The 19793-nt window shown below is 54.8% G+C and carries 18 protein-coding genes; 8 read left to right on the top strand and 10 right to left on the bottom strand.

Features of this window, described 5'->3' with window-relative positions; genetic code table 11:
* Positions 1-9: 9 nt before the first annotated feature.
* Positions 10-915: an IclR family transcriptional regulator gene (locus AB9F26_RS11240; RefSeq protein WP_369768046.1), complete on the bottom strand. Its 906-nt coding sequence runs from the start codon at positions 913-915 to the stop codon at positions 10-12.
* Between the two features lie 176 nt (positions 916-1091).
* Here AB9F26_RS11240 and AB9F26_RS11245 point away from each other — a divergent pair, with 176 nt between their 5' ends.
* The 4 genes from AB9F26_RS11245 (at position 1092) to AB9F26_RS11260 (ending at position 4781) form a co-directional block, all read left to right on the top strand.
* Complete coding sequence (locus tag AB9F26_RS11245; protein WP_369768047.1) at positions 1092-2090, top strand: DctP family TRAP transporter solute-binding subunit; 999 nt, start codon at positions 1092-1094, stop codon at positions 2088-2090.
* Positions 2091-2199: 109 nt separating this feature from the next.
* Positions 2200-2682, top strand: a complete 483-nt coding sequence (locus AB9F26_RS11250; protein WP_369768049.1) for a TRAP transporter small permease — start codon at positions 2200-2202, stop codon at positions 2680-2682.
* Positions 2675-3997 carry a TRAP transporter large permease gene (locus tag AB9F26_RS11255; RefSeq protein ID WP_369768050.1) on the top strand — a complete coding sequence of 441 codons (1323 nt, stop codon included), beginning with the start codon at positions 2675-2677 and terminating at the stop codon, positions 3995-3997. The genes AB9F26_RS11250 and AB9F26_RS11255 overlap by 8 nt, the downstream gene beginning before the upstream one ends.
* Positions 3998-4028: 31 nt before the next feature.
* Complete coding sequence (locus AB9F26_RS11260; RefSeq protein ID WP_369768051.1) at positions 4029-4781, top strand: SDR family NAD(P)-dependent oxidoreductase; 753 nt, start codon at positions 4029-4031, stop codon at positions 4779-4781.
* A gap of 12 nt (positions 4782-4793) precedes the next feature.
* Here the strand turns inward: AB9F26_RS11260 and AB9F26_RS11265 are convergent, their stop codons facing one another.
* From AB9F26_RS11265 to AB9F26_RS11295, 7 genes are all read right to left on the bottom strand, one after another.
* Positions 4794-5165, bottom strand: coding sequence for a Na+/H+ antiporter subunit G (locus tag AB9F26_RS11265; protein ID WP_335583880.1), 372 nt, complete (start codon positions 5163-5165; stop codon positions 4794-4796).
* An 8-nt stretch (positions 5166-5173) separates the two neighbouring features.
* A complete protein-coding gene (locus tag AB9F26_RS11270) occupies positions 5174-5443 on the bottom strand; it encodes a K+/H+ antiporter subunit F (protein ID WP_039003770.1) in 270 nt (89 codons plus the stop codon).
* On the bottom strand, positions 5440-5937 hold the full coding sequence (locus tag AB9F26_RS11275; protein WP_335583870.1) for a Na+/H+ antiporter subunit E: 498 nt from the start codon (positions 5935-5937) through the stop codon (positions 5440-5442). The genes AB9F26_RS11270 and AB9F26_RS11275 overlap by 4 nt, the downstream gene beginning before the upstream one ends.
* Positions 5934-7466: a monovalent cation/H+ antiporter subunit D gene (locus AB9F26_RS11280; protein WP_369768052.1), complete on the bottom strand. Its 1533-nt coding sequence runs from the start codon at positions 7464-7466 to the stop codon at positions 5934-5936. The genes AB9F26_RS11275 and AB9F26_RS11280 overlap by 4 nt, the downstream gene beginning before the upstream one ends.
* Complete coding sequence (locus tag AB9F26_RS11285; protein ID WP_335583872.1) at positions 7463-7813, bottom strand: Na+/H+ antiporter subunit C; 351 nt, start codon at positions 7811-7813, stop codon at positions 7463-7465. The genes AB9F26_RS11280 and AB9F26_RS11285 overlap by 4 nt, the downstream gene beginning before the upstream one ends.
* A 1-nt stretch (position 7814) precedes the next feature.
* Positions 7815-10676 (bottom strand): monovalent cation/H+ antiporter subunit A, encoded by a 2862-nt coding sequence (locus AB9F26_RS11290; protein WP_369768053.1) that lies wholly within the window; start codon positions 10674-10676, stop codon positions 7815-7817.
* 511 nt (positions 10677-11187) lie between these two features.
* A complete protein-coding gene (locus AB9F26_RS11295) occupies positions 11188-11376 on the bottom strand; it encodes a hypothetical protein (protein WP_369768054.1) in 189 nt (62 codons plus the stop codon).
* A gap of 59 nt (positions 11377-11435) precedes the next feature.
* On the opposite strand from AB9F26_RS11295, the gene AB9F26_RS11300 reads away from it, so the two are divergent.
* A complete protein-coding gene (locus AB9F26_RS11300; RefSeq protein ID WP_369768094.1) occupies positions 11436-14342 on the top strand; it encodes an error-prone DNA polymerase in 2907 nt (968 codons plus the stop codon).
* On the opposite strand, the gene AB9F26_RS11305 is transcribed toward AB9F26_RS11300, so the two are convergent.
* Together AB9F26_RS11305 and AB9F26_RS11310 are read right to left on the bottom strand one after the other, a co-directional pair.
* Complete coding sequence (locus AB9F26_RS11305) at positions 14339-14968, bottom strand: DedA family protein (protein WP_335586352.1); 630 nt, start codon at positions 14966-14968, stop codon at positions 14339-14341. The genes AB9F26_RS11300 and AB9F26_RS11305 overlap by 4 nt on opposite strands.
* Complete coding sequence (locus tag AB9F26_RS11310) at positions 14965-15315, bottom strand: hypothetical protein (RefSeq protein WP_369768055.1); 351 nt, start codon at positions 15313-15315, stop codon at positions 14965-14967. Before AB9F26_RS11310 ends, AB9F26_RS11305 begins: the two co-directional genes overlap by 4 nt.
* 171 nt (positions 15316-15486) lie before the next feature.
* On the opposite strand from AB9F26_RS11310, the gene AB9F26_RS11315 reads away from it, so the two are divergent.
* From AB9F26_RS11315 to AB9F26_RS11325, 3 genes are read left to right on the top strand one after another with little or no spacing between them, the layout of a single operon-like run.
* A complete protein-coding gene (locus AB9F26_RS11315) occupies positions 15487-16194 on the top strand; it encodes an ABC transporter ATP-binding protein (RefSeq protein WP_369768056.1) in 708 nt (235 codons plus the stop codon).
* Positions 16191-18554 carry an ABC transporter permease gene (locus AB9F26_RS11320; RefSeq protein ID WP_369768057.1) on the top strand — a complete coding sequence of 788 codons (2364 nt, stop codon included), beginning with the start codon at positions 16191-16193 and terminating at the stop codon, positions 18552-18554. Before AB9F26_RS11315 ends, AB9F26_RS11320 begins: the two co-directional genes overlap by 4 nt.
* A 3-nt stretch (positions 18555-18557) precedes the next feature.
* Positions 18558-19790 carry an efflux RND transporter periplasmic adaptor subunit gene (locus AB9F26_RS11325; protein ID WP_369768058.1) on the top strand — a complete coding sequence of 411 codons (1233 nt, stop codon included), beginning with the start codon at positions 18558-18560 and terminating at the stop codon, positions 19788-19790.
* Positions 19791-19793: the final 3 nt, after the last annotated feature.

Here is a 19793-nt window from a genome sequence, read left to right on the forward strand (position 1 = left end):
AAGTGCCGACTACCCTTTGGCCGCCGCGCTGAATTGTGTGCGATGGCGTGGCAGGTCGGTCGATTTTGACAGCGCGAAGGTCTTGGCCATGCGCGCTTCTATTTTCGCGGTTTCAAGCAGCAAAGCCGCGCCCAATTCGGCCTGCCGTTCAGGCCCCATGCGGCTATCGATGGCGGCAATACTAATGGCGCCCACAACCCGACCACCGGGTATTTTGAAAGCGGCACCCACGGCCCATGAACTGGTCAAAACCAATCCCGGATTGAGGGAGTAGCCGCGCTCGATTGCTTGAATGATCAGGGGTTTCAGGGCTTCGGGGCTACAATCAGGAAAGTTCTGAGCCAGTATATCTATGTTTCGGGTCAGGATTTCGACGCGTTCTTCGGCGGGAAGGGCGGCAAGGATGGCCAGCGAACCAGCCCCCACGCCTAACGGATGGCGATATCCCACTTGCAGCGCATGGGTGCGGATCGGAAATGCACCTTCTTCCTTTTGCAGGCAAACAGAAAAGGAATCGCGGCGCACAGAGAGAAAAACGGAATCTCCGCTCAGGGCGGCCAGATCCACCAAACTGTTGCGCGTCAGGTCCATCAAATCGAATCTCTGTGCCGCCAACACGCCAAGTACATAGGTTTCTTCGCCGAGAAAATAATGCCGACTTGCCGTGTCTTGTTCCACCATTCGCGCCCGCATGAGGGCAAGCAGTAAGCGCCGCGCAGTTGGGCGACTTAACCCCGTGTCCTGTACGATTGTAGACAGACCAACCCCCTCAACCGCGCTGCGCCCGATTAAGGACAGCAAGGCTAAAGCCCGGTCAACGCTTTGCGCGCCGATGTTTTCCACAGGGAAATTCTCGTCTGTCATCTTCCAAGCACCCCCATGCATCCACAATGTGGACACTTGTTTTGTAGCCATTTTCTATCCGTACAGGCTAAACATTGATTGTTGAGCAATATTGGGCATGTTTCAAGGTAAAATTTAGAATTTCAAAACGACAATAAAATTTTCCCTTGCAACACCATCCAAAATATGGACGTTCTGTTGCCGGAGACCTCCACTGGGAGGGGACTTGTTAAATAGGAGGATACAATATGTCCAAAATGAATCTCATTTTTGCGGCGGCAATTTCGGCCGCCACTGCTTTTGGGTCTGTGGCGAAAGCTGAAACACTGCGTCTGTCGCACAATACGAGCGACACGACGTCTTGGCATCAAGGGTCCGAAAAATTCTCGGAACTGTTGAACGAAGCCACGGGCGGGGATCTGGACGTGCGTGTTTTTCCAAACGCGCAACTGTCCGGTGGCGACCAAATGAAACAGGCTGAAATGGTTGGCCGCGGCGCGTTGGACTTTGTTGTCACCTCCGCAATCAACGTGACGCCCATCGTTCCTGAGATGGCCGTTTTCTCATTGCCGTATCTGTACTCTGGCTATGACGCCGTCGACGCCACGACATCCGGTGCGCCGGGCGACAAAATGAAAGAGATCATGGCGGAGCACGGTATCATCGTGTTGGCATGGGGCGAAAATGGCTTCCGCGAAGTCACAAACAACGTGCACCCGATCAAATCGCCAGAAGACCTCAAAGGTCTAAAAATGCGTGTTGCGGGTCCGATGTATATCGACGTGATGACCGCACTTGGGGCGAACCCACAACAGATGCAATGGGCGGAAACCTTCAGTGCGCTGCAACAGGGTGTCGTTGACGGCCAAGAAAACCCAATCGGCGCGGTGATTGTGCCCCAACGTGTGTATGAAGTTCAAAAATACATCACCCCTTGGCACTATTCTTACGACCCAATTTTCCTTGGTGTAAGCAAAGAGAAATGGGATGGCTGGGACGCGGAAACACAAGCTAAGGTTCAGGCCGCTGCGATCGAAGCGATGGATTTCCAAATCAAAGTGACCCGTGAAGGAACGGCTGCTGGTCTAGACAAGTTGCGCGCAGAAGGCATGGAGGTTTACGAACCAACGGCTGACGAGTTGCAGGCATTCCGCGATGCCACAAAAGAGCCTTTTGATAAATGGTCCGCCAAGGTTGGCCCTGAACTGGTTGAACTTTTTCAGACTTCCATTAACGGCTCGAATTAATTAGGTAAAAAACAACGCGTCCCGCCACAAGTGGGGCGCGTTGTCCGCCTGCCGCGCAGATGCATGTGCGTCGATGTCAGGTATGATCTTCATGACAAAGGTGGCCCCCTTGAAAAACCAGATACTTAAAATTGCCGATCGGCTGGAAGAATATGTCTGCAGTTTGATTTTTCTAGTGATGACATTTATCGGTTTTGCCAATGTGCTGGTGCGCTATCTTTCCAATTATTCTTTTGCGGCCACGCAAGAAATCCTGTTGAACGGGTTTTTGCTGCTGACCGTTTTTGGCGCGGCAATTGCGGCGCGACGCGGCCAACACCTCGCGGTGACACTGTTCGCGGATATGCTGCCCACTGCCTTACAGCCCTTCGTACGCTGGTTTTCTGTCTCTCTGGGCGTTCTGCTGCTGGCGTTGTCGGCGTGGTATTGCGGCGAGATGGTGATAAACCAACGCGCCAGTGGAATCGTTTCAGCAGGGCTTCAGGTTCCGTCGTGGTATTATTCGCTGGCCCTCCCTTTGGGGTTCCTGATGATCGCCGTGCGGTTGGTGCAAGGCGCGATTATTGAGCACAAGGCGGTGGCCTATGTTTGATTTCGATACTGGCACCCAGATGCTCATCCTTTTTGGGATCCTCTTGGTCATCCGCGTTCCTGTGGCGTTTTCGCTCGGCCTTTCGTCCCTGTTTGCCATGTGGCAGATGGGTTTTGGGCTGGATTTGGTCGGCGATTTGCTGGCCAGTGGCATCACCAAATTCTCGCTTCTGGCGATCCCGTTCTTTATACTCGCGGGCATCCTGATGGGAACTGCGGGTATGGCCGATCGGATGATCCGGTTTTTCCGTGTGCTAATGGGCAGCCTTCCTGGTGGCATGGGCCTTGTTGGCGTGGTTGTTAGTTTGTTTTGGGGCGCGGTTTCCGGTTCTGGCCCCGCGTCGGTGGCGGCGATTGGCCCGATGGTCATTCGCGGCATGGAAGAAGATGGCTACCCCAAGGCGTTTGCCGCGGCGATGGTCTGTACGGGCGCGGCCCTGTCCATTGTGATCCCGCCCTCTATCGGCTTGGTGATCTATGGCGTGATTGCCGAGGTTTCCATCGGCGATCTGTTTATCGCCGCAATCTTACCCGGTGTCGTTATGGGCGCCTTGATGCTGGCCGCCCTGCCTTTTGTCAGGGTACAGCGGGCCGCGAACAAATCCTCTAAACTCGCGGAACTCGCGCCGATGCCATATGGAGAATTCGCTTTTCCCAAACGCGTCTGGCTGAGTTTTCGGGACGCAATCTGGGGCTTAATGACTCCCGTTGTGATCCTTGGCGGGATTTACACGGGTATTTTTACACCCACAGAGGCGGCCGTTGTTGCCGTGGTTTATGCGCTGTTCGTGGGGTTCTTTGTTTATCGCAGCCTGACGATTTCGACCCTGTTTGACGCCCTGACCGATGCCGCCGCTTCCTCGGCGGTTGTGATGTTGGTTGTGACCTTCGCCAGCCTGTTTGGCTGGGTTGTCACCGTAGATGATGTGGTCGGCCGCTATTCGGAAGGCCTGCTTGCCCTGAGCGATTCTCAGTGGACCATTATGCTGGTGATGGCAGTGATCCTGCTGATTGCAGGTATGTTTATGGACGCGGTAACCATCATGTTTATCTCGCTACCAATCTTTCTACCTGTGGTACGGGCGCTTGAATGGGATCCCGTCTGGTTCGGCGTGTTCCTCATGATTAATCTCGCTATTGGCCTGTTTACGCCGCCCGTTGGGATCAACCTATTTGTGGCGGCGAATGTGGCCAAACTCTCGCTGGAGAAGATTGCGGTTGCGGCGGTGCCATTCCTTATCACCAGCACCCTCGGCCTTGCCATCATCGCGCTTTGGCCTGAGTTGACGACCTATTTGTTGGTGTGGATGAAGTAATTTAAGTTTTCTAAGATCGGGAGTGAGGAACATGACACAGAAAGTAGCACTGGTGACGGGCGCGGCGCGCGGGATCGGGCTGGCGACGAGTAAACTTTTGATCGAGCAGGGTTGGAAAGTCGCGATGATTGACCGTGACGCGAGCGAACTGGTTATCGCGGCCGAGCCGTTAGAACAGGGTTTTCCGTTTGAATACGACGTCTCTCTCCCCGACGATGTGGATAAAATGGCCGAGGCCGTGCTCTCCACTTTTGGGCGCATTGATGCGGTTGTGAATAACGCAGGCGTTGCCGATTTCCGCCCGCTCGCCGAGACCACTTTTGCCGATTGGCGGCGCATCATGGACACCAATCTGGATGGGTTGTTTCTGGTGTCACAGGCGACGATTCCGGCGCTGAAGAGAACCAAAGGGGCGTTGGTGAATATCGCGTCGATCAGCGGTTTACGCGCCTCGACCCTCAGGGTGGCCTATGGCACGTCCAAAGCGGCGGTGATCCATTTAACCAAACAACAGGCTGCGGAACTGGGCGAATTCGGCGTCCGGGCGAATTGTGTCTGCCCCGGGCCGGTGCGCACCAAATTGGCAATGGCGGTCCATACGCCCGAAATTATCGCAGCTTACCACGATGCTATTCCGCTCAATCGGTACGGTACTGAGTTGGAACTGGCCGATCTGATTACGTATTTATGCTCGGAACGGGCCAGTTATGTGACTGGGCAAGTGATCGCAGCCGATGGTGGTTTTGAAAGCACAGGCGTCGGCCTTCCCGCTCTGCGCGGATGACCCCAAACGGCATCACCCCTCTTCTGGGGTGATGACCTCTGGTAAGGACGACCAGCTTTTATCCCCCCCCGGATCGGGCAATTCATCAGATTTCATATTCCGGTGAATATGCGCCTTGGCGATGAAATGCGCGGTGATCGGGGCCGTAAGGAACAAAAACAACGTGATTAGCAACTCATGCAACGAGAGGTGCCCTTCGATCAAAACCGAATGCAAGATAGACGCCAGAAGCACGCCGCCAACACCCAATGTTGTGGCCTTGGTGGGCGCATGAAGGCGCGACATTGGATCGGGCAATTTGACCAGACCAATCGAGCCAACAAGGCCAAAGACGCCGCTCACAATCAGAAAGAACGTGATTAGGATTTCGTAAAATAAGTCCATCATGCCCTCTACTCGATAATGTTTCCGCGCAACATAAAGCGCGTATAGGCGACCGTCGAAACGAAACCCAACATGGAAATAATGAGCGCGCTTTCAAAGACCATCTCGGTTTTGAACTTCATCCCGAAAAGAACAATCAGCGCGATGACATTGATGACCATCGTATCGAGGGCAAGCACACGATCTCCAACCCCCGGCGCACGTATAATCCGCCATAAGTTCAACAAAAGCGCCGCACCAAAGCAGCCAAAAGCAAAGTTGATTGCAATCCCAATCATTCGAAAATCTCCTTTAGGCGACGCTCGTACCGCATTTTTATTTCATCACAGACCGCCTGTGGGTCGGGGGCATTCAGGCAATGCACCAAAATTGCATGGCCTTCGTCGGAAATATCGCTTGAGACGGTGCCAGGCGTAAGGGTGATTGTTCCCGCCAAAACAGTAATGGCTTCGGGTGTGCGCAGATCCAAGGGAACGGTGACCCATGCCGGCTTTAAGTCCGCATTGCGGCGAAACAGAATGAGGTTCGCCACAACGAAATTGGCGACGACGATATCCCACAGGACAATAAAAAAGTACTCGATGATTTTGAGCGGGTGTCTGACACGCGGCATATTTGGCCAATAGGGGCTGGTGATAAAGGGAATGAGTACGCCAAGAAACGCGCCGAATAACAGCGAGTTGATGGAATAGGCATTTACCAGAAGCAGCCAAACGATCGTTAAAAGGACGGTGAGAACGGGGTGTGGGAATGCTTTGCGTAGTAGTCTCATTTCGCAGTCTCCCCAAGTACGGCGTCAATATAGGCGGATGTATCAAACAATTGCTCGGCCGTGGCATTGGCGTATTCTATTGCGGGTTCCGCGAAAATCGTAAGCGCGACAAGGCCAAAGAGCAGGGCAAAAATTGGCACAAAAACCATAATAGTGCCCTGTGTTTGGAGCGGTGCGACTTGCACTTCTTCCAGATCGAGGTCCTCCATAGGGTCGGTGGTTTTCCAGAAGATCAAGCTGCCCGCACGCGCAAAGCCGATGATTGCGACCAGCGAGAAAATAAGGATCACGCTCCAGATCAGGGTTTGGTGGGGCGTTCCCGTGGAGGCCTGAAGAACCATCAGCTTGCCCAAGAACCCCGAAAGGGGCGGCATCCCAGCCAAGGCAATGGCGGCCACAAAAAAGAGGGCCGAGATCAAACCGTTCTGTGCCATACGGGGGGCGGGTTTGATCTCTTTTCCCCGTCGCTCAATGATCAGATCGGACACAAGGAAGATCATCGCCGTCGCCAGCGTAGAGTGCACAATATAGTAAATTGCGGCCCCTGTGGCGAGTGGCGTAAAGAGCGCGATCGCGATCAGCAACGTCCCCATAGAGCCGATGGCGGCAAAGACTGCGAGTTTAGAAATGTCGCGCGAACCGAGGATACCAACCATGCCTACCGCGAGGGTTAGCAGCGCCGCTGGCAACAGCCATTGCCCAACCAATCCAGCACTAAGGGCGAGCTCCGGTCCGAACACCAGCGTGTACATGCGCAAGATTGAATAGGCGCCAACTTTGGTCATAATGGCGAACAAGGCAGCCACAGGCGCAGGCGCATTTGCATAGCTTCCGGGAAGCCAAAAATGCAATGGCAGCACGGCGGCCTTGATGCAGAACACAAGCAACAACAGGACTGCACCGACACGAATAAGGGCCGTGTCGTCGGCGGGGAGTTCGGCAATGCGCACCGCCAGGTCGGCCATATTGAGTGTACCAGTGACGGCATAAATTGTCCCAAGCGCAAACAGAAAGAGCGTCGACCCGAGAAGGTTGTAAACCACATATTGCATGCCCGCACGAAGGCGGTCAGCGCCCCCGCCATGAATCATAAGGCCGTATGAAGCAATGAGCAGCACCTCAAAGAACACGAAGAGGTTAAACGCATCACCCGTAAGGAATGCGCCGCAAACGCCCATGAGTTGGAACTGAAAAAGCGGGTGGAAATGCTCGCCGCGTTTATCCCAATCCGTGCTGATAACATAGAGGTTCACGCATAGGCCAAGGACGGATGTGAGCAAAACCATCAGGGCAGAAAGGCGGTCGAGCACGAGAACAATGCCAAAGGGCGCGGGCCAATCGCCCAATTCATAGACCTGAATTTCGCCGCCAGACGCTTGGTGGGTGAGGACCAGCGAAATGCAAACCAGCGCAATCGATCCTGCCATCGAGAAAATGCGTTGCAGGTCGAGATGATGCCGGATCACCATCAGAATGAACGGTGCGAGAACCGCAGGTAGAACGACGGGGGCTATGATCAAATTGCTCACGCGCTGTCTCCTTCGTCGGTGGTCTCGGTCATATCAATCTCGTCCGTCTCCGACGTCAAATAAGCGCTGAGGGCGATCATCACCACCAAGGCTGTCATCCCGAAAGAAATAACAATCGCCGTCAAAACGAGGGCTTGCGGGAGCGGGTCAGTATAGATGCCTTCGCCATATTTGTCCAAAATAGCAGGAAGGTTTTGCACAAGGCGTCCCGTTGAAAAGAGGAAAATATTCACCGCATAGGACAGAAGAGAAAGCCCCAGAATAACAGGGAATGTGCGTTGGCGCAGGATCAGATAGACACCACAGGATGTGAGGACAGCAACGGCGCTAGAGACAAGAAATTCCATTTTATACCTCCTCTCCATTTGGCTGAATATAATCACGGTCCGGGTTAATATTCATAGGATCATCACTTTCAATACCCGGTTGCCATGCGAAGCGCGCGAAGCTTTCCAAGGCCAACATAATCGCCCCGAAAACGGCGAGGAAAACGCCCAAGTCAAAGAACATCGCGGTGGCCAGTTCGAATTCCTCAAGGCCCGGAATATGAACATATGCGAAGGCACTCGTCAGGAAGGGCAGCCCGTTAAACCAAGCGCCCATACCCGTGACAGCCGCGACCAGAACCCCACAGCCAATGACGGCATGATAGGGGAATTTCTGCCGTGCGGCGGCCCAAGAAAAGCCTGACGCCATATATTGCATCACAAAGGCAATCGCGACGACAAGCCCCGCAATGAACCCGCCGCCAGGCATGTTGTGGCCCCGCAGGAAGATGTACACGCCAACCATCAAAGCGATCGGCATCATCACGCGTGTTGCGACAACCATCATCATCGGGTGGACGTCTTTTGAGAGCGGCTTGTCGGGTGTCCGGTTCAAAAGTTTGGCCCGCACATTGGACGCCAAGACAGATTCCGTGAGGGCGAAAATAACGACGGCGGCGATTCCCAAAACGATGATTTCGCCAAAGGTATCAAAGCCACGGAAATCGACGAGAATAACATTGACGACATTCGTGCCGCCGCCGCCCGAATAGGAGTTTTCGAGATGGAATTCCGAGATCGAAGGCTGTGCAAAACTGCTGAGCAAAATGGCGTAGACTAGTCCACCAACGCCCAAGCCCGCTACAACCGAGATAATAATATCGCGTGCGCGGCGCCCAAATGTACTCTCGATGGGGGAGGTTTTGGGCATAAAGTTGAGCGAGAGCAGCAACAGAATGATCGTTACCACTTCGACAGAAATCTGCGTGAGCGCGAGGTCAGGGGCAGAATAGTAGTTAAACAGAAGCGAAACCATAAGCCCCGTCATACCGATAATCACAAGAGAAAGAAGGCGGTTACGATGAAAAATAACGACGCAAAGCGCGGAAACGACCATGCAAATCCAGCCAATGGCCCCAAGAAACTCAACATCGCTTGCGGCATTCAACGGCACCGAATGTGTGCCTGAAACATAGGCATACAAAGCAAGCGACATGGTGAAAATCAGGAAAATTGCGGAATAACGACTCAAAGCGCCATCATGCAAAACGGCTGTGAAGGACCGGCTTGCACGCTCTAGGGCACCCATCAGGCGATCAAAAATAACTTTGGCTTCTGGGCGCGGCATAGCATTCCAAATTCTGTCCAAAAACCCGTAAGACCAGAGTAAAAACAGCCCACCAATCGAAGCAACGCCCGACATGTACAGCGCAGGTGTGAAGCCATGCCAGATTTTTAGGGAGTAATAAGGCAGCTCTGTGCCCCCAATTACTGCGCGCGCCGAAACCGCAACAATCGGCCCCACGATCGCCGACGAGAAAAGCCCGATTGCAACAACGAGAAAAACCAGAATACCCGGTGAAATCAACAAACCGGAAGGAGGATCATGTGGCGCGGCGGGGTAGTCATTGCGGACAGGTCCAAGAAACACATGTGCAATCAAGCGGAAGGAATATGCCGCGGAAAACAGCGCGCCCAAAACGACCACTGCAGGCAGCAAATACGGATAGCTCGCCCAAACGGTATGTGCGGCTTCTTCGAGCATCATTTCCTTAGAAAGGAAGCCATTGAGAGGCGGCAAACCAGCCATGGACAGGCTTGCCAGCGTCACCAGAATGAAAGTGATTGGCATCAATGTGCGCAACCCGCCAAGACGTTTGATATCGCGGGTATGGGTTTCGTGATCGATAATACCCGCCGACATAAAGAGGGCGGCCTTGAAAGTTGCGTGATTGATGATGTGAAAAACGGCCGTGACAGCGGCGATTTTGGTGCCAAATCCAAGCAACATGGTGATGAGGCCAAGGTGACTCACAGTTGAAAACGCAAGGAGCGATTTAAGGTCGTCTTTGAACAAAGCAATGACCGCGCCCAGAACCATCGTGATCAGGCCCGTGGTTGCGACGATGTAAAACCATTCTTCTGTGCCTGCCAAAACCGGCCAGAGCCGTGCCATCAAGAAAATACCCGCCTTCACCATAGTTGCCGAGTGCAGATAGGCAGACACGGGTGTCGGCGCGGCCATCGCATGGGGCAACCAAAAGTGGAATGGGAATTGGGCGGATTTTGTGAACGCCCCGATGAGAATAAGGATCAGCGCAGGTAAATAGAGCGGCGAAGCTTGGATCAGGTCTTTTTGCGTCAAAATGATGCTCAGGTCATAGCTGCCAACAATATTCCCAAGAATAAGCAGCCCAGCAATCATCGAAAGCCCGCCCATCCCCGTCACAGTCAAAGCCATTCGCGCGCCTTGGCGCCCTGCGGGTAGATGTTTCCAATAGCCAATCAAAAGGAAAGACGACAGCGAGGTCAGCTCCCAGAAAACCAGCAATAGCAGTATGTTGTCAGACAAAACAATGCCAACCATAGCACCTTGGAACAGCAGTAAATACGCGTAAAACTGACCCATCGGATCGTTGCGCGACAGATAAAATCTTGCGTAAAGGATGATGAGCAGGCCGATGCCAAGGATCAGGCCCGCAAACAAAAGCCCCAACCCGTCGAGGAAAAAGTTTGCGTTCAAACCAATCGAGGGTGCCCAATCAAGGCGTGCGGTTACGACTTCGCCGCGCATAACTTTTGGGGCATTCCAAAGGAGGCCGATCAACGCCAGAAGGGTTGTCCCGCCTGCGGACCAAGCCGCCGCATTTCGACCAGCACGAATAAGGAGGGGTGGGAATATTGCGCCCAAAAACGGTAGTAGGGCGATAAACATCAATGACACTATGTTGCCTCCGTCGAAATGCCTCTGCGAAGCAAATTATCTATAGCTGGCTTGCATCGTCGTATATGAGCAAGGTAATCAATTGAAAACAAGGGTGACTTAACCGTATATCCCACAAAACGCTATGCGCGATCTCTAAAGTGCGACACTTTTCTGATATAGGGTGGCTGATGGTATCACATTTTCCCCCACATCTTTTCGCGGAAGCCGAGGTCCAGCCCTCCGATTGGTGTTTTCGGGGTCCTGCAACCTTGACTAGAGATAGAAGAGGAATTGCAACGTACCTGCAATGTCAGCGACAGCACCTCGATGGTTCCGCTTTCAAAGACGAATTTTAGAAAATGAATTGGACCAAACTAAAGAGCTGACAGTTATAAGGTATGACAAGTCTTCGGAAATCAACACAATATTTGTGATCAACCTTTGCCATTCAATCCCCCGTGGCCAAGGGGGGCTTCTGTTTAAGCGCCCATAACATTGAACGCAAAGGCCGCATTGAGCATGAATGTCCTCAATCGGCCGAGGCTGTGCGGCTTAAGATGGCAATTTCAACAGGCCGACAGATGCCAACCGGCTTTCCGATGGCGGCTTCATTGCTGAAATCAATATCGACCAAATCAACCAATGCGTCCGCGGCACGAACCGGACTATCTTCGCCCACACAGTCTTCAAGATGATTAGCGACTGTATGCGTTTCCACACAGCCTCGGCAGTTTAGACTCCAAGTGAGAACAAAACGTGAATATACTGCGAATCGCCATGGTCGCAGAACTCAATATAACCTCCAATTTCACCTTTCTCACAGGGGCTTCACACCCTGAGGAATACGTGCGCCGTGCCGCGTATTTGGGTATCCCTGCCCTTGCCATAACGGACGAAAATTCCGTCGCGGGCATCGTGCGCGCCCATGTGGAATGCCGCGAAGTGGCCCGTCACGTCGGATTGCGCCGCGATTTTGACGCTGCCCATGGCCTCATCGGGCCACCGCGCCCCACGCAGATTCCCGCGCCTCCATCCGCCGACATCTACACCATCCCGCGCCTATTACCCGCGGCGTTTATTGTGCTTCAGGAAGGTTTCGACGTCACAGTTTTTCCGCGGGATCGCGCGGCATGGGGGCGCCTTTCACGCTTGTTATCCCTTGGGCGCTTGCGGGCTAAGAAAGGCACATGTGTTCTGCGGTTTGACGATCTTATGGCATGGGGCGCGGGCTGTGAAATGCTCCTACACCCTGTGCGCCAACCGCTCACGCCCTTTCGCGGCGCGCATAATTGGCAGCCGCTGGCGCGCCGCCTGACGCGCCACTTCCCCGGCCAAGTGTCGCTGCTCGCCTCTCCGAAATACGACGGCCAAGACCACGCGCGGTTCCATCATCTCGCCCACCTCGCAGAAGACCTCGCCATCCCCATGGTCGCCTCCGCCGGCCCGATGATGCACCACGGCAAGCGCCGCCGTCTCGCCGATGTCCTCTCGGCCGTTCGGCTCGGGGTGCGTGTCGAAAATCTTGGCCACGCGGCTCTGCGCAATGCCGAGCAGCGGTTGCGCGCGCCCGTCGAAATGGCGCACCTCTTTCGCGACCACCCAGAGGCGCTCCTTAACGCCGAAGCCGTGGCCACCCGCTGCACCTTTTCTCTTGATGAGTTGCGCTATGAATATCCCAGTGAACTCACACAGGGAGAAACGCCCCGCCAACGTCTCGCGCGGCTCGCTTATGAGGGGCTCAAATGGCGCTATCCCGGCGGTGCCCCCCAGCGGGTGCACGACCTTTTGGAGCACGAGTTAACCCTGATCTCCAAACTCAAATACGAGCCCTATTTCCTCACCGTGCGCGACATTGTGCATTTTGCACGCGAGCGCAATATCCTGTGTCAGGGCCGCGGTTCGGCTGCCAATTCCGTTGTTTGTTTTTGCCTCGGCGTCACCTCGGTTTCCCCTGAAATCGGCACCATGGTGTTTGAACGCTTTGTCTCCGAGGCCCGCGACGAGCCCCCCGACATCGACGTTGATTTTGAGCATGAGCGTCGCGAGGAAGTCATCCAACATATCTACGAACGCTATGGCCGTCACCGCGCGGGCCTTTGCGCCACGGTCATCCATTATCGCGGCAAGCGTGCCATTCGTGAGGTCGGCAAAGTCATGGGGCTTTCTGAGGATACGATCAGCGCCCTCTCCAGCCAGATGTGGGGCTGGGGCGGTGGTGGTTTGCGCGCGGAGCGTCTGCGCGAAATCGGTCTCGACATCAGCGATCCCCACCTCGCCCAAACGCTTGATCTTTGCGATCAAATTCAGGGCTTTCCACGCCACCTGTCACAACATGTGGGCGGATTCATCATCACGGAGGGGCGGCTTGACGAGCTTGTTCCCATCGAGAACGCCTCCATGGAGGATCGCACCGTTATTTGTTGGGACAAAGACGATATCGACGCGCTTGGCATTCTCAAGGTCGACGTTCTCAGCCTTGGAATGCTGACCTGCATTCGCAAAGCATTTGATTTGATGGGGCAGCACCACGGGTTGGATTTCAACCTCGCGACCCTCCCCGCCGAAGACCCCGCCGTGTACGATATGCTGTGCAAAGCCGACAGTATTGGCGTGTTTCAGGTCGAGAGTCGCGCCCAGATGAACTTCCTGCCGCGCATGCGACCGCGCAATTTCTATGACCTTGTGATTGAGGTGGCGATCATCCGCCCCGGCCCCATTCAGGGCGATATGGTGCATCCGTTCATTCGACGGCGCAATGGCGAGGAGGAGGTGAGTTTTCCGTCGGACGCGCTGGGAGATGTGCTTGGGAAAACCCTCGGCGTGCCTTTGTTTCAAGAGCAAGCGATGCAAATTTCGATCATCGGCGCGGGCTTCACCCCCGATGAGGCCGATCGTCTGCGCCGCGCCCTCGCGACCTTCAAAAAGCTCGGGAACATCAGCAATTTTCGCACGCGGTTCCTTAAGGGCATGGCAAAAAACGGTTATGATACCGAATTTTCCGAACGGTGTTTCTCGCAAATCGAAGGCTTCGGCAGCTATGGGTTCCCCGAAAGCCACGCCGCGAGTTTTGCCCTGTTGGTCTATGCTTCGGCTTGGATCAAATGCCACCACCCCGGTATTTTTGCCTGCGCCCTGCTCAACTCCCAGCCCATGGGGTTTTATGCCCCTGCGCAAATTGTCCGCGACGCCCGCGCCCATAATGTGGCCGTGCTCCCCGTCTGTATCAACGCCAGTTTTTGGGACAATGTGATGGAACCAGACGGGCGCGGCGGCCTTGCGTTGCGGCTGGGATTTCGCCAGATCAAATCCATGCGCGAAGAGGAAGCCAGTTGGATCACCGCCGCGCGGGGCAACGGCTATTTGGATGTCGACGACTTGTGGCGACGGGCGGGCACGCCGCCGCGCCTTATCCAAATCCTCGCAGAAGCCGACGCCTTTGCCTCCCTCGGCCTCAATCGCCGCGAGGCCCTGTGGCAAGCCAAAGCCGTCAAGGGCGACGCGCCTCTGCCCCTTTTCGCTGGGGATTTGGACGGCGAAGGCATTGTTGAGCCTGCCGTGCATCTGCGCAAAATGAGCGAAGGCGAAGAGGTGGTTGAGGATTACGTTTCGATGCGCCTGACGCTGCGGGCGCATCCAATGGCGCTCATTCGCCCTCGCCTAACCCCACCAAAAAGTGCGCGCTAAACGCCTTCGCGGGCCTTAACCTCGCGCGTGTGTTTGGGCGATTTTGGATGTGCTCTGTAAAGGGCAACCCCGAGGGTGATTGTGACAGCAAGCCCCGTCACAACCCCAATTGTATTCCCCAAAAAGCTCGCCACTTCTTCAATATGTGCTGCGAAAACAAACCCAAGGCCCACATAGAGCGTCACCCAAACAATCTCGCCCAGCGCCGCCCAAATCGTAAACCTAAGCCACGGCATTTCCACGATGCCGCCCGCAAAATTCACATAGGGGCCAAGAGGGCTCAAAAGCCAACGACTCAAGAAAACACCCGGTCCGCCCCAATTCTCCGTAAAGCTCCGCGCCTTGGAAAAAACCTCCGCTCGTTTTGGGTGCGGTTGGATTTTGGACTGAAGCCACTCTCGCCCGCGCTTGCCAACGGCATACCCCGCCTGATCGCCAACGACCGCCCCCCCATAGGCCGCGAAAGCAACCGTTGTGATGGAAAAATCTCCGGATGCGGCAAAGGCACCGCCCGAAAGCATCATCAAAGAGGAGGGCACCGGCATCGCGAGGCAGCTTAAAAACGTCGTGACAAAAACGATTAAAATACCGTAGCTCAAAACCCATTGGAAGACGAGATCGGTCATGGATGGGACGCGCGGAACTTGGTGGCGGCATCTTCGACCGCAGCTTCCAGGCCCTTAATATCAACACCCGTATGCTCAGAAATTCGGCGCAGCGTCGTGGGGCGTTTCAGTTCCCCCTCTTTGATCCCAAGTGCATCAAGAACTTCTTCACGCGGCAGGTCAAACGACATGGAAATATAGCGGGGAGTCATCCACATTTCTAAGGGACGGTCCTGATGCATCGGGTCGGCCCAATACACCATGCCAACAATAATGCGGAACAGGAAAACCGTTGTCAGCGCAAGGGCCATGACGAACGCGAGGCTCAAAACACGATGTTCGCGCCAAAGATAAGACAATCGACGCACAGCGTCTCCCTTGTTGAGCCAATCAACATTTAAGACAGTGTTTCAGTTTTTCTAGGGGGGGTAAAGCCACGAACGCGTCAACTTGAGGGCCTGCCCTTCACATCAAGGCCGGAATGCGCAACCATGCAAAGATATAACCGCGCGTCTCGCGCCCAAAAAGTGAGCCCTCGCATGACAAAACTCGCGTATAAAATTCGCGGCCTGACGAAAGTCTACGGAGAAGGACATTCGGCGGTTCACGCGTTGCGCGGGGTTGATTTGGACATCCCTCAAGGGGAAATCATCGTCCTTTTGGGACCATCGGGGAGCGGAAAATCGACCTTGCTCAACATCATCGGCGGCCTTGATAGCGCGACAGATGGCGAAGCGTTTTTCCAAGACCAGAACCTGACCACAATGACCGAAAAACAACTCACACAGTATCGCCGACGGCAAATCGGTTTTGTCTTTCAGTTTTACAATCTGATGCCAAGCCTCACCGCCCGCGAGAATGTAGAACTGGTCACTGAAATTTCCGACACCCCGATGGAAGCCGCAAAAGCTTTGGAGCTTGTGGGGCTCAAAGAGCGGGCAGACCACTTCCCGTCACAGCTTTCCGGCGGCGAGCAGCAACGGGTGGCCATTGCGCGGGCGATCGCAAAACAGCCGTCCGTTTTGTTTTGTGATGAGCCAACTGGCGCGCTTGATAGCGTGACGGGGCGGGCCGTTTTGCGTGTCCTCAAAGATGTAAACCAAAACCTCGGTGCCACGATTTTTATCGTCACACACGCGGCGGCCACGGGGCAGATGGCGGATCGCATCATTCATTTTGCCGATGGCGGCGTGCGCAAAATTATTGAAAACAAAACGAAACTGGAGCCCGAGGACATTCACTGGTGACCCCCCTTGATCACAAACTCATCCGCGACTTGGGGCGCATAAAGGCACAGGCGGCCGCCATTGCAGTTGTGATTGCGCTTGGGGTGATGATGCTCGTGATGATGAGTGGCCTTGTGTTGTCCCTCGATGAAACCCGCCGAGCTTATTACGAGCGTTATCGCCTTGCCGACATCTTTGCCCAAGTGACACGTGCGCCCGAACGCTTGGTGAAAAAACTCGAGGAAATTCAGGGTGTGTCCAATGTGCAAAGCCGCGTTTTTGGCAGTGCGCTTATCGCTCTTCCCGACCAGGACCTCCCCCTTCAGGCGATAGCGATTTCGCTTCCCGACACCGGAAAACCGCTCCTGAATGATGTCTACCTCACGGGCGGGCGGTATTTAAGCACGGGACATCAGGACGAAATTATCCTGCTTGAGAGCTTTGCAAAGGCCCATGATTTAGTTCCGGGAGACACGCTGAGCGCGACCATGAATGGAGCACGAAGGCAGTTTCAAATCGTCGGCGTGGCGCAATCGCCAGAGTTTCTGTACACAACGCCGCCGGGCGAGTTGATGCCAGATGATAGTCGTTTTGGGGTCATCTGGATCGGGCAAAAGGCCCTCGCTACAGCCTATGATCTGGAGGGAGCCTTCAACGAAGTCCTGCTCTCCCTTGGCCACAGGGCGAATCTTCCCCAAGTTCTCGCAAGCATTGACCGGATACTGGAACCCTACGGCGGTGCAGGCGCCTATGGGATCGAAGACCAGCTTTCCAACCGATTTGTCAGCGAGGAAATTGCAAATCTGCGCAACTCCGCCAAAGTGGTGCCGCCAATTTTTCTTGCGGTCGCCGCGTTCCTTTTAAACATCGTCGTCAGTCGTATCGTACAGTCAGAGCGCGAGCAAATCGGCCTATTGAAGGCCTTTGGCTATTCCAATATCGAAGTCGGTAGTCACTATTTCAAACTGGTTCTCCTGATTGCGATTGGAGGTGCTACTTTTGGGAGCCTTTTGGGGATCTTCACGGGGCGCTGGCTTATCCAAATTTACACCCTGTATTTCAAATTCCCGTTTCTTGTGTTCCAGCTCGAGGCCAGCACGTTTTTCACGGGTTACCTTGTCAGCGTTGCCGCCTCGTCGGCTGGGGGGTTGTGGGTCCTGCGGCACGTTTTCGCCCTAACACCCGCCGTTGCAATGCGCCCCCCCGCGCCGCCGAACTACAGTCGCAGCAGCCGTATTTCCGGCGTTCTCAATCGCCTGCTGGATCAACCTTCGCGAATGGTGTTGCGGCGTCTGACGCGACAACCTATCCGCATGGCGGGCGCGATCATCGGGGTTGCATCCGGCATGGCGCTTTCGTCGGCGATGCTCACGATCTATGGTGGGTTTGATCGCACAATCGACCTGACGTTCAACGTAGTAGATCGCAGCGATGTAACCGTCACCTTCACACGCCCCCTCGATATAAAAAGCGCCTTTGCGCTTAAGCAAATGCACGGAATCGTTTGGGTCGAACCCACGCGCATTGTCCCCGCGATCCTGCGCAATGGGTTGAGAACCTATCGGGGGGCGGTGAATGGGCTGGAGCCCGATGCACGCCTGAATCGTGCCATTAGCAAGGATCTCAGCGCCATTGATTTAACGGGCGATGGAATTGTTTTGTCGAGTGGGCTGGCGAATATCTTGGATATTGGTGTGGGGGAAATATTGACGGTGGATGTGCGCGAAGGGCGCCAACCACAGCTTGAAATTCCCGTAGTCGCGATTTCCGAAACCCTGCTTGGATCGCCCGCCTATATGAATCGCGAGGCGCTCAACCGCGCGATGCGAGAGCCCAACCGGATTTCCGGCGCCTATCTTTCGATCGATAAGGCCAAAGCCGCCCCCATTTACCGCGCCCTAAAAGACATGCCAACCGTGGCAGGTGTCAGCCTCAAAGAGGACACCCGAAAAGCTATGGTTAAAATGATGGACACGGGGGCGGGGGCTATGCGGTATGTCATGGGCATTATCGCGTTTACGATTACCTTCGGAATTATCTATAACGCCGCGCGGATTGCCTATGCGGAACGGGCCCGCGATCTTGCGGGGCTGCGGGTTATTGGCTTCACAAGAGGCGAGGCCGCGTTTGTTTTGCTCGGCGAACTTGTGGTCGTCGTTTTGATAGCTATGCCTTTGGGGGGAGCGATAAGCTATTATCTGGCGCGCGCCTTGGCTGAAGGTTTTTCCACGGAACTCTATCAAATTACGACCGTTTTCTCACCTGAGGCTTATGGCTCTGCGGCAATGTTTGTCTTGCTTGCAACCTTGGCTTCGGGCCTTTTGGTGAAACGAGACCTTGATCGCGCGGATCTGGTTGCTGTTCTAAAGTCTCAGGAGTAAAACATGGCGAACAAGAAACGGTCCCGCAGCTTATTGACCATCGGCGTCACGATCATCATCGTCGGAGCCGTTGCAGCCGCGTTTTGGCCCCGCCCCACCAAAGTCGATATGGCCCAAGTCACACGCGATACCTTAACGGTCACAATCAACGAAGAAGGCCGCACGCGCGTGCACGAACCCTATATCGTCGCGACCCCTGTTGCGGGTCGTTTGATGCGCGTCGAATTGGACCCGGGAGATATCGTTGAGCGCGGCAAAACAGTTGTCGCACGAATGCGCCCCATTAGCCCCTCTGCATTAGACGTTCGCACCCGCGAACAAGCCCGCGCCCTCGTGAGCGCCGCCGAGGCCTCCCTGCGTGTGGCACAGGCAAATTTAAACGCGGTTCTTGCTGAGAAATCCATCGTCGATTCCGATTTGAACCGCGCCCAAAAACTAGCCACCTCGGGTACTGTCAGCGCTGCGGTGCTTGAGCGCGCCGAAGGTGAAGCGCGGGCGAGTGAAGCGCGCATGGAAACCGCCAGAGCCGCCATATCCATGCGCGAAGCGGAAGTCGCCAATGCCCGCAGTCAATTGATTGAGTTCGACGGCCCGAACCTTTCACAATCCGTCGCCGATACGCAGGCGACGACAATCCCGCTCTACGCGCCGATTGATGGCCGAATATTACAGGTCATACAAAAGTCCGAAACGACCCTCCCCGCCGGAACCCCCATACTTGAAATCGGCGACGTCCAAAGCGACTTGGAAGTGGTGGTTGAACTGATTTCCACCGAAGCCGTCCGCGTTACAAAGGGCGATCGCGTCATCATCGAAGACTGGGGATTTCCGGAGGCCTTGGTAGGGAGCATCATCCGAATTGAGCCCTATGGATTCACCAAGTTCTCGGCCCTCGGTGTCGAAGAACAACGCGTGCTTGTGATCATTGGCTTTGATGAAAACCAAAACGCCAACGGAAAACTCGGCCACGGCTATCGCGTCGAAGTGCGCATCATCGTTTGGGAAGAGGAAGATGTCCTGACCGTCCCTGCCAGCGCCCTTTTTAGAGTTCAAGACAAGTGGGCCACCTATGTAGTTGTCGACGGAGTCATTGAAACTCGCATCCTTCGGATTGGCCAAAACAACGGCTTGTCCGCTCAAGTCTTGGATGGATTGGCAGAGGGAGGCACTGTGGTACTCTATCCCTCAACGGGTTTAACGGACGGCACAAAAGTCACGCAAAGAGTCGTTGAGTAAGCG

This window comes from Falsihalocynthiibacter sp. BN13B15, from assembly GCF_041205415.1.
Lineage (GTDB): Bacteria > Pseudomonadota > Alphaproteobacteria > Rhodobacterales > Rhodobacteraceae > Falsihalocynthiibacter > Falsihalocynthiibacter arcticus.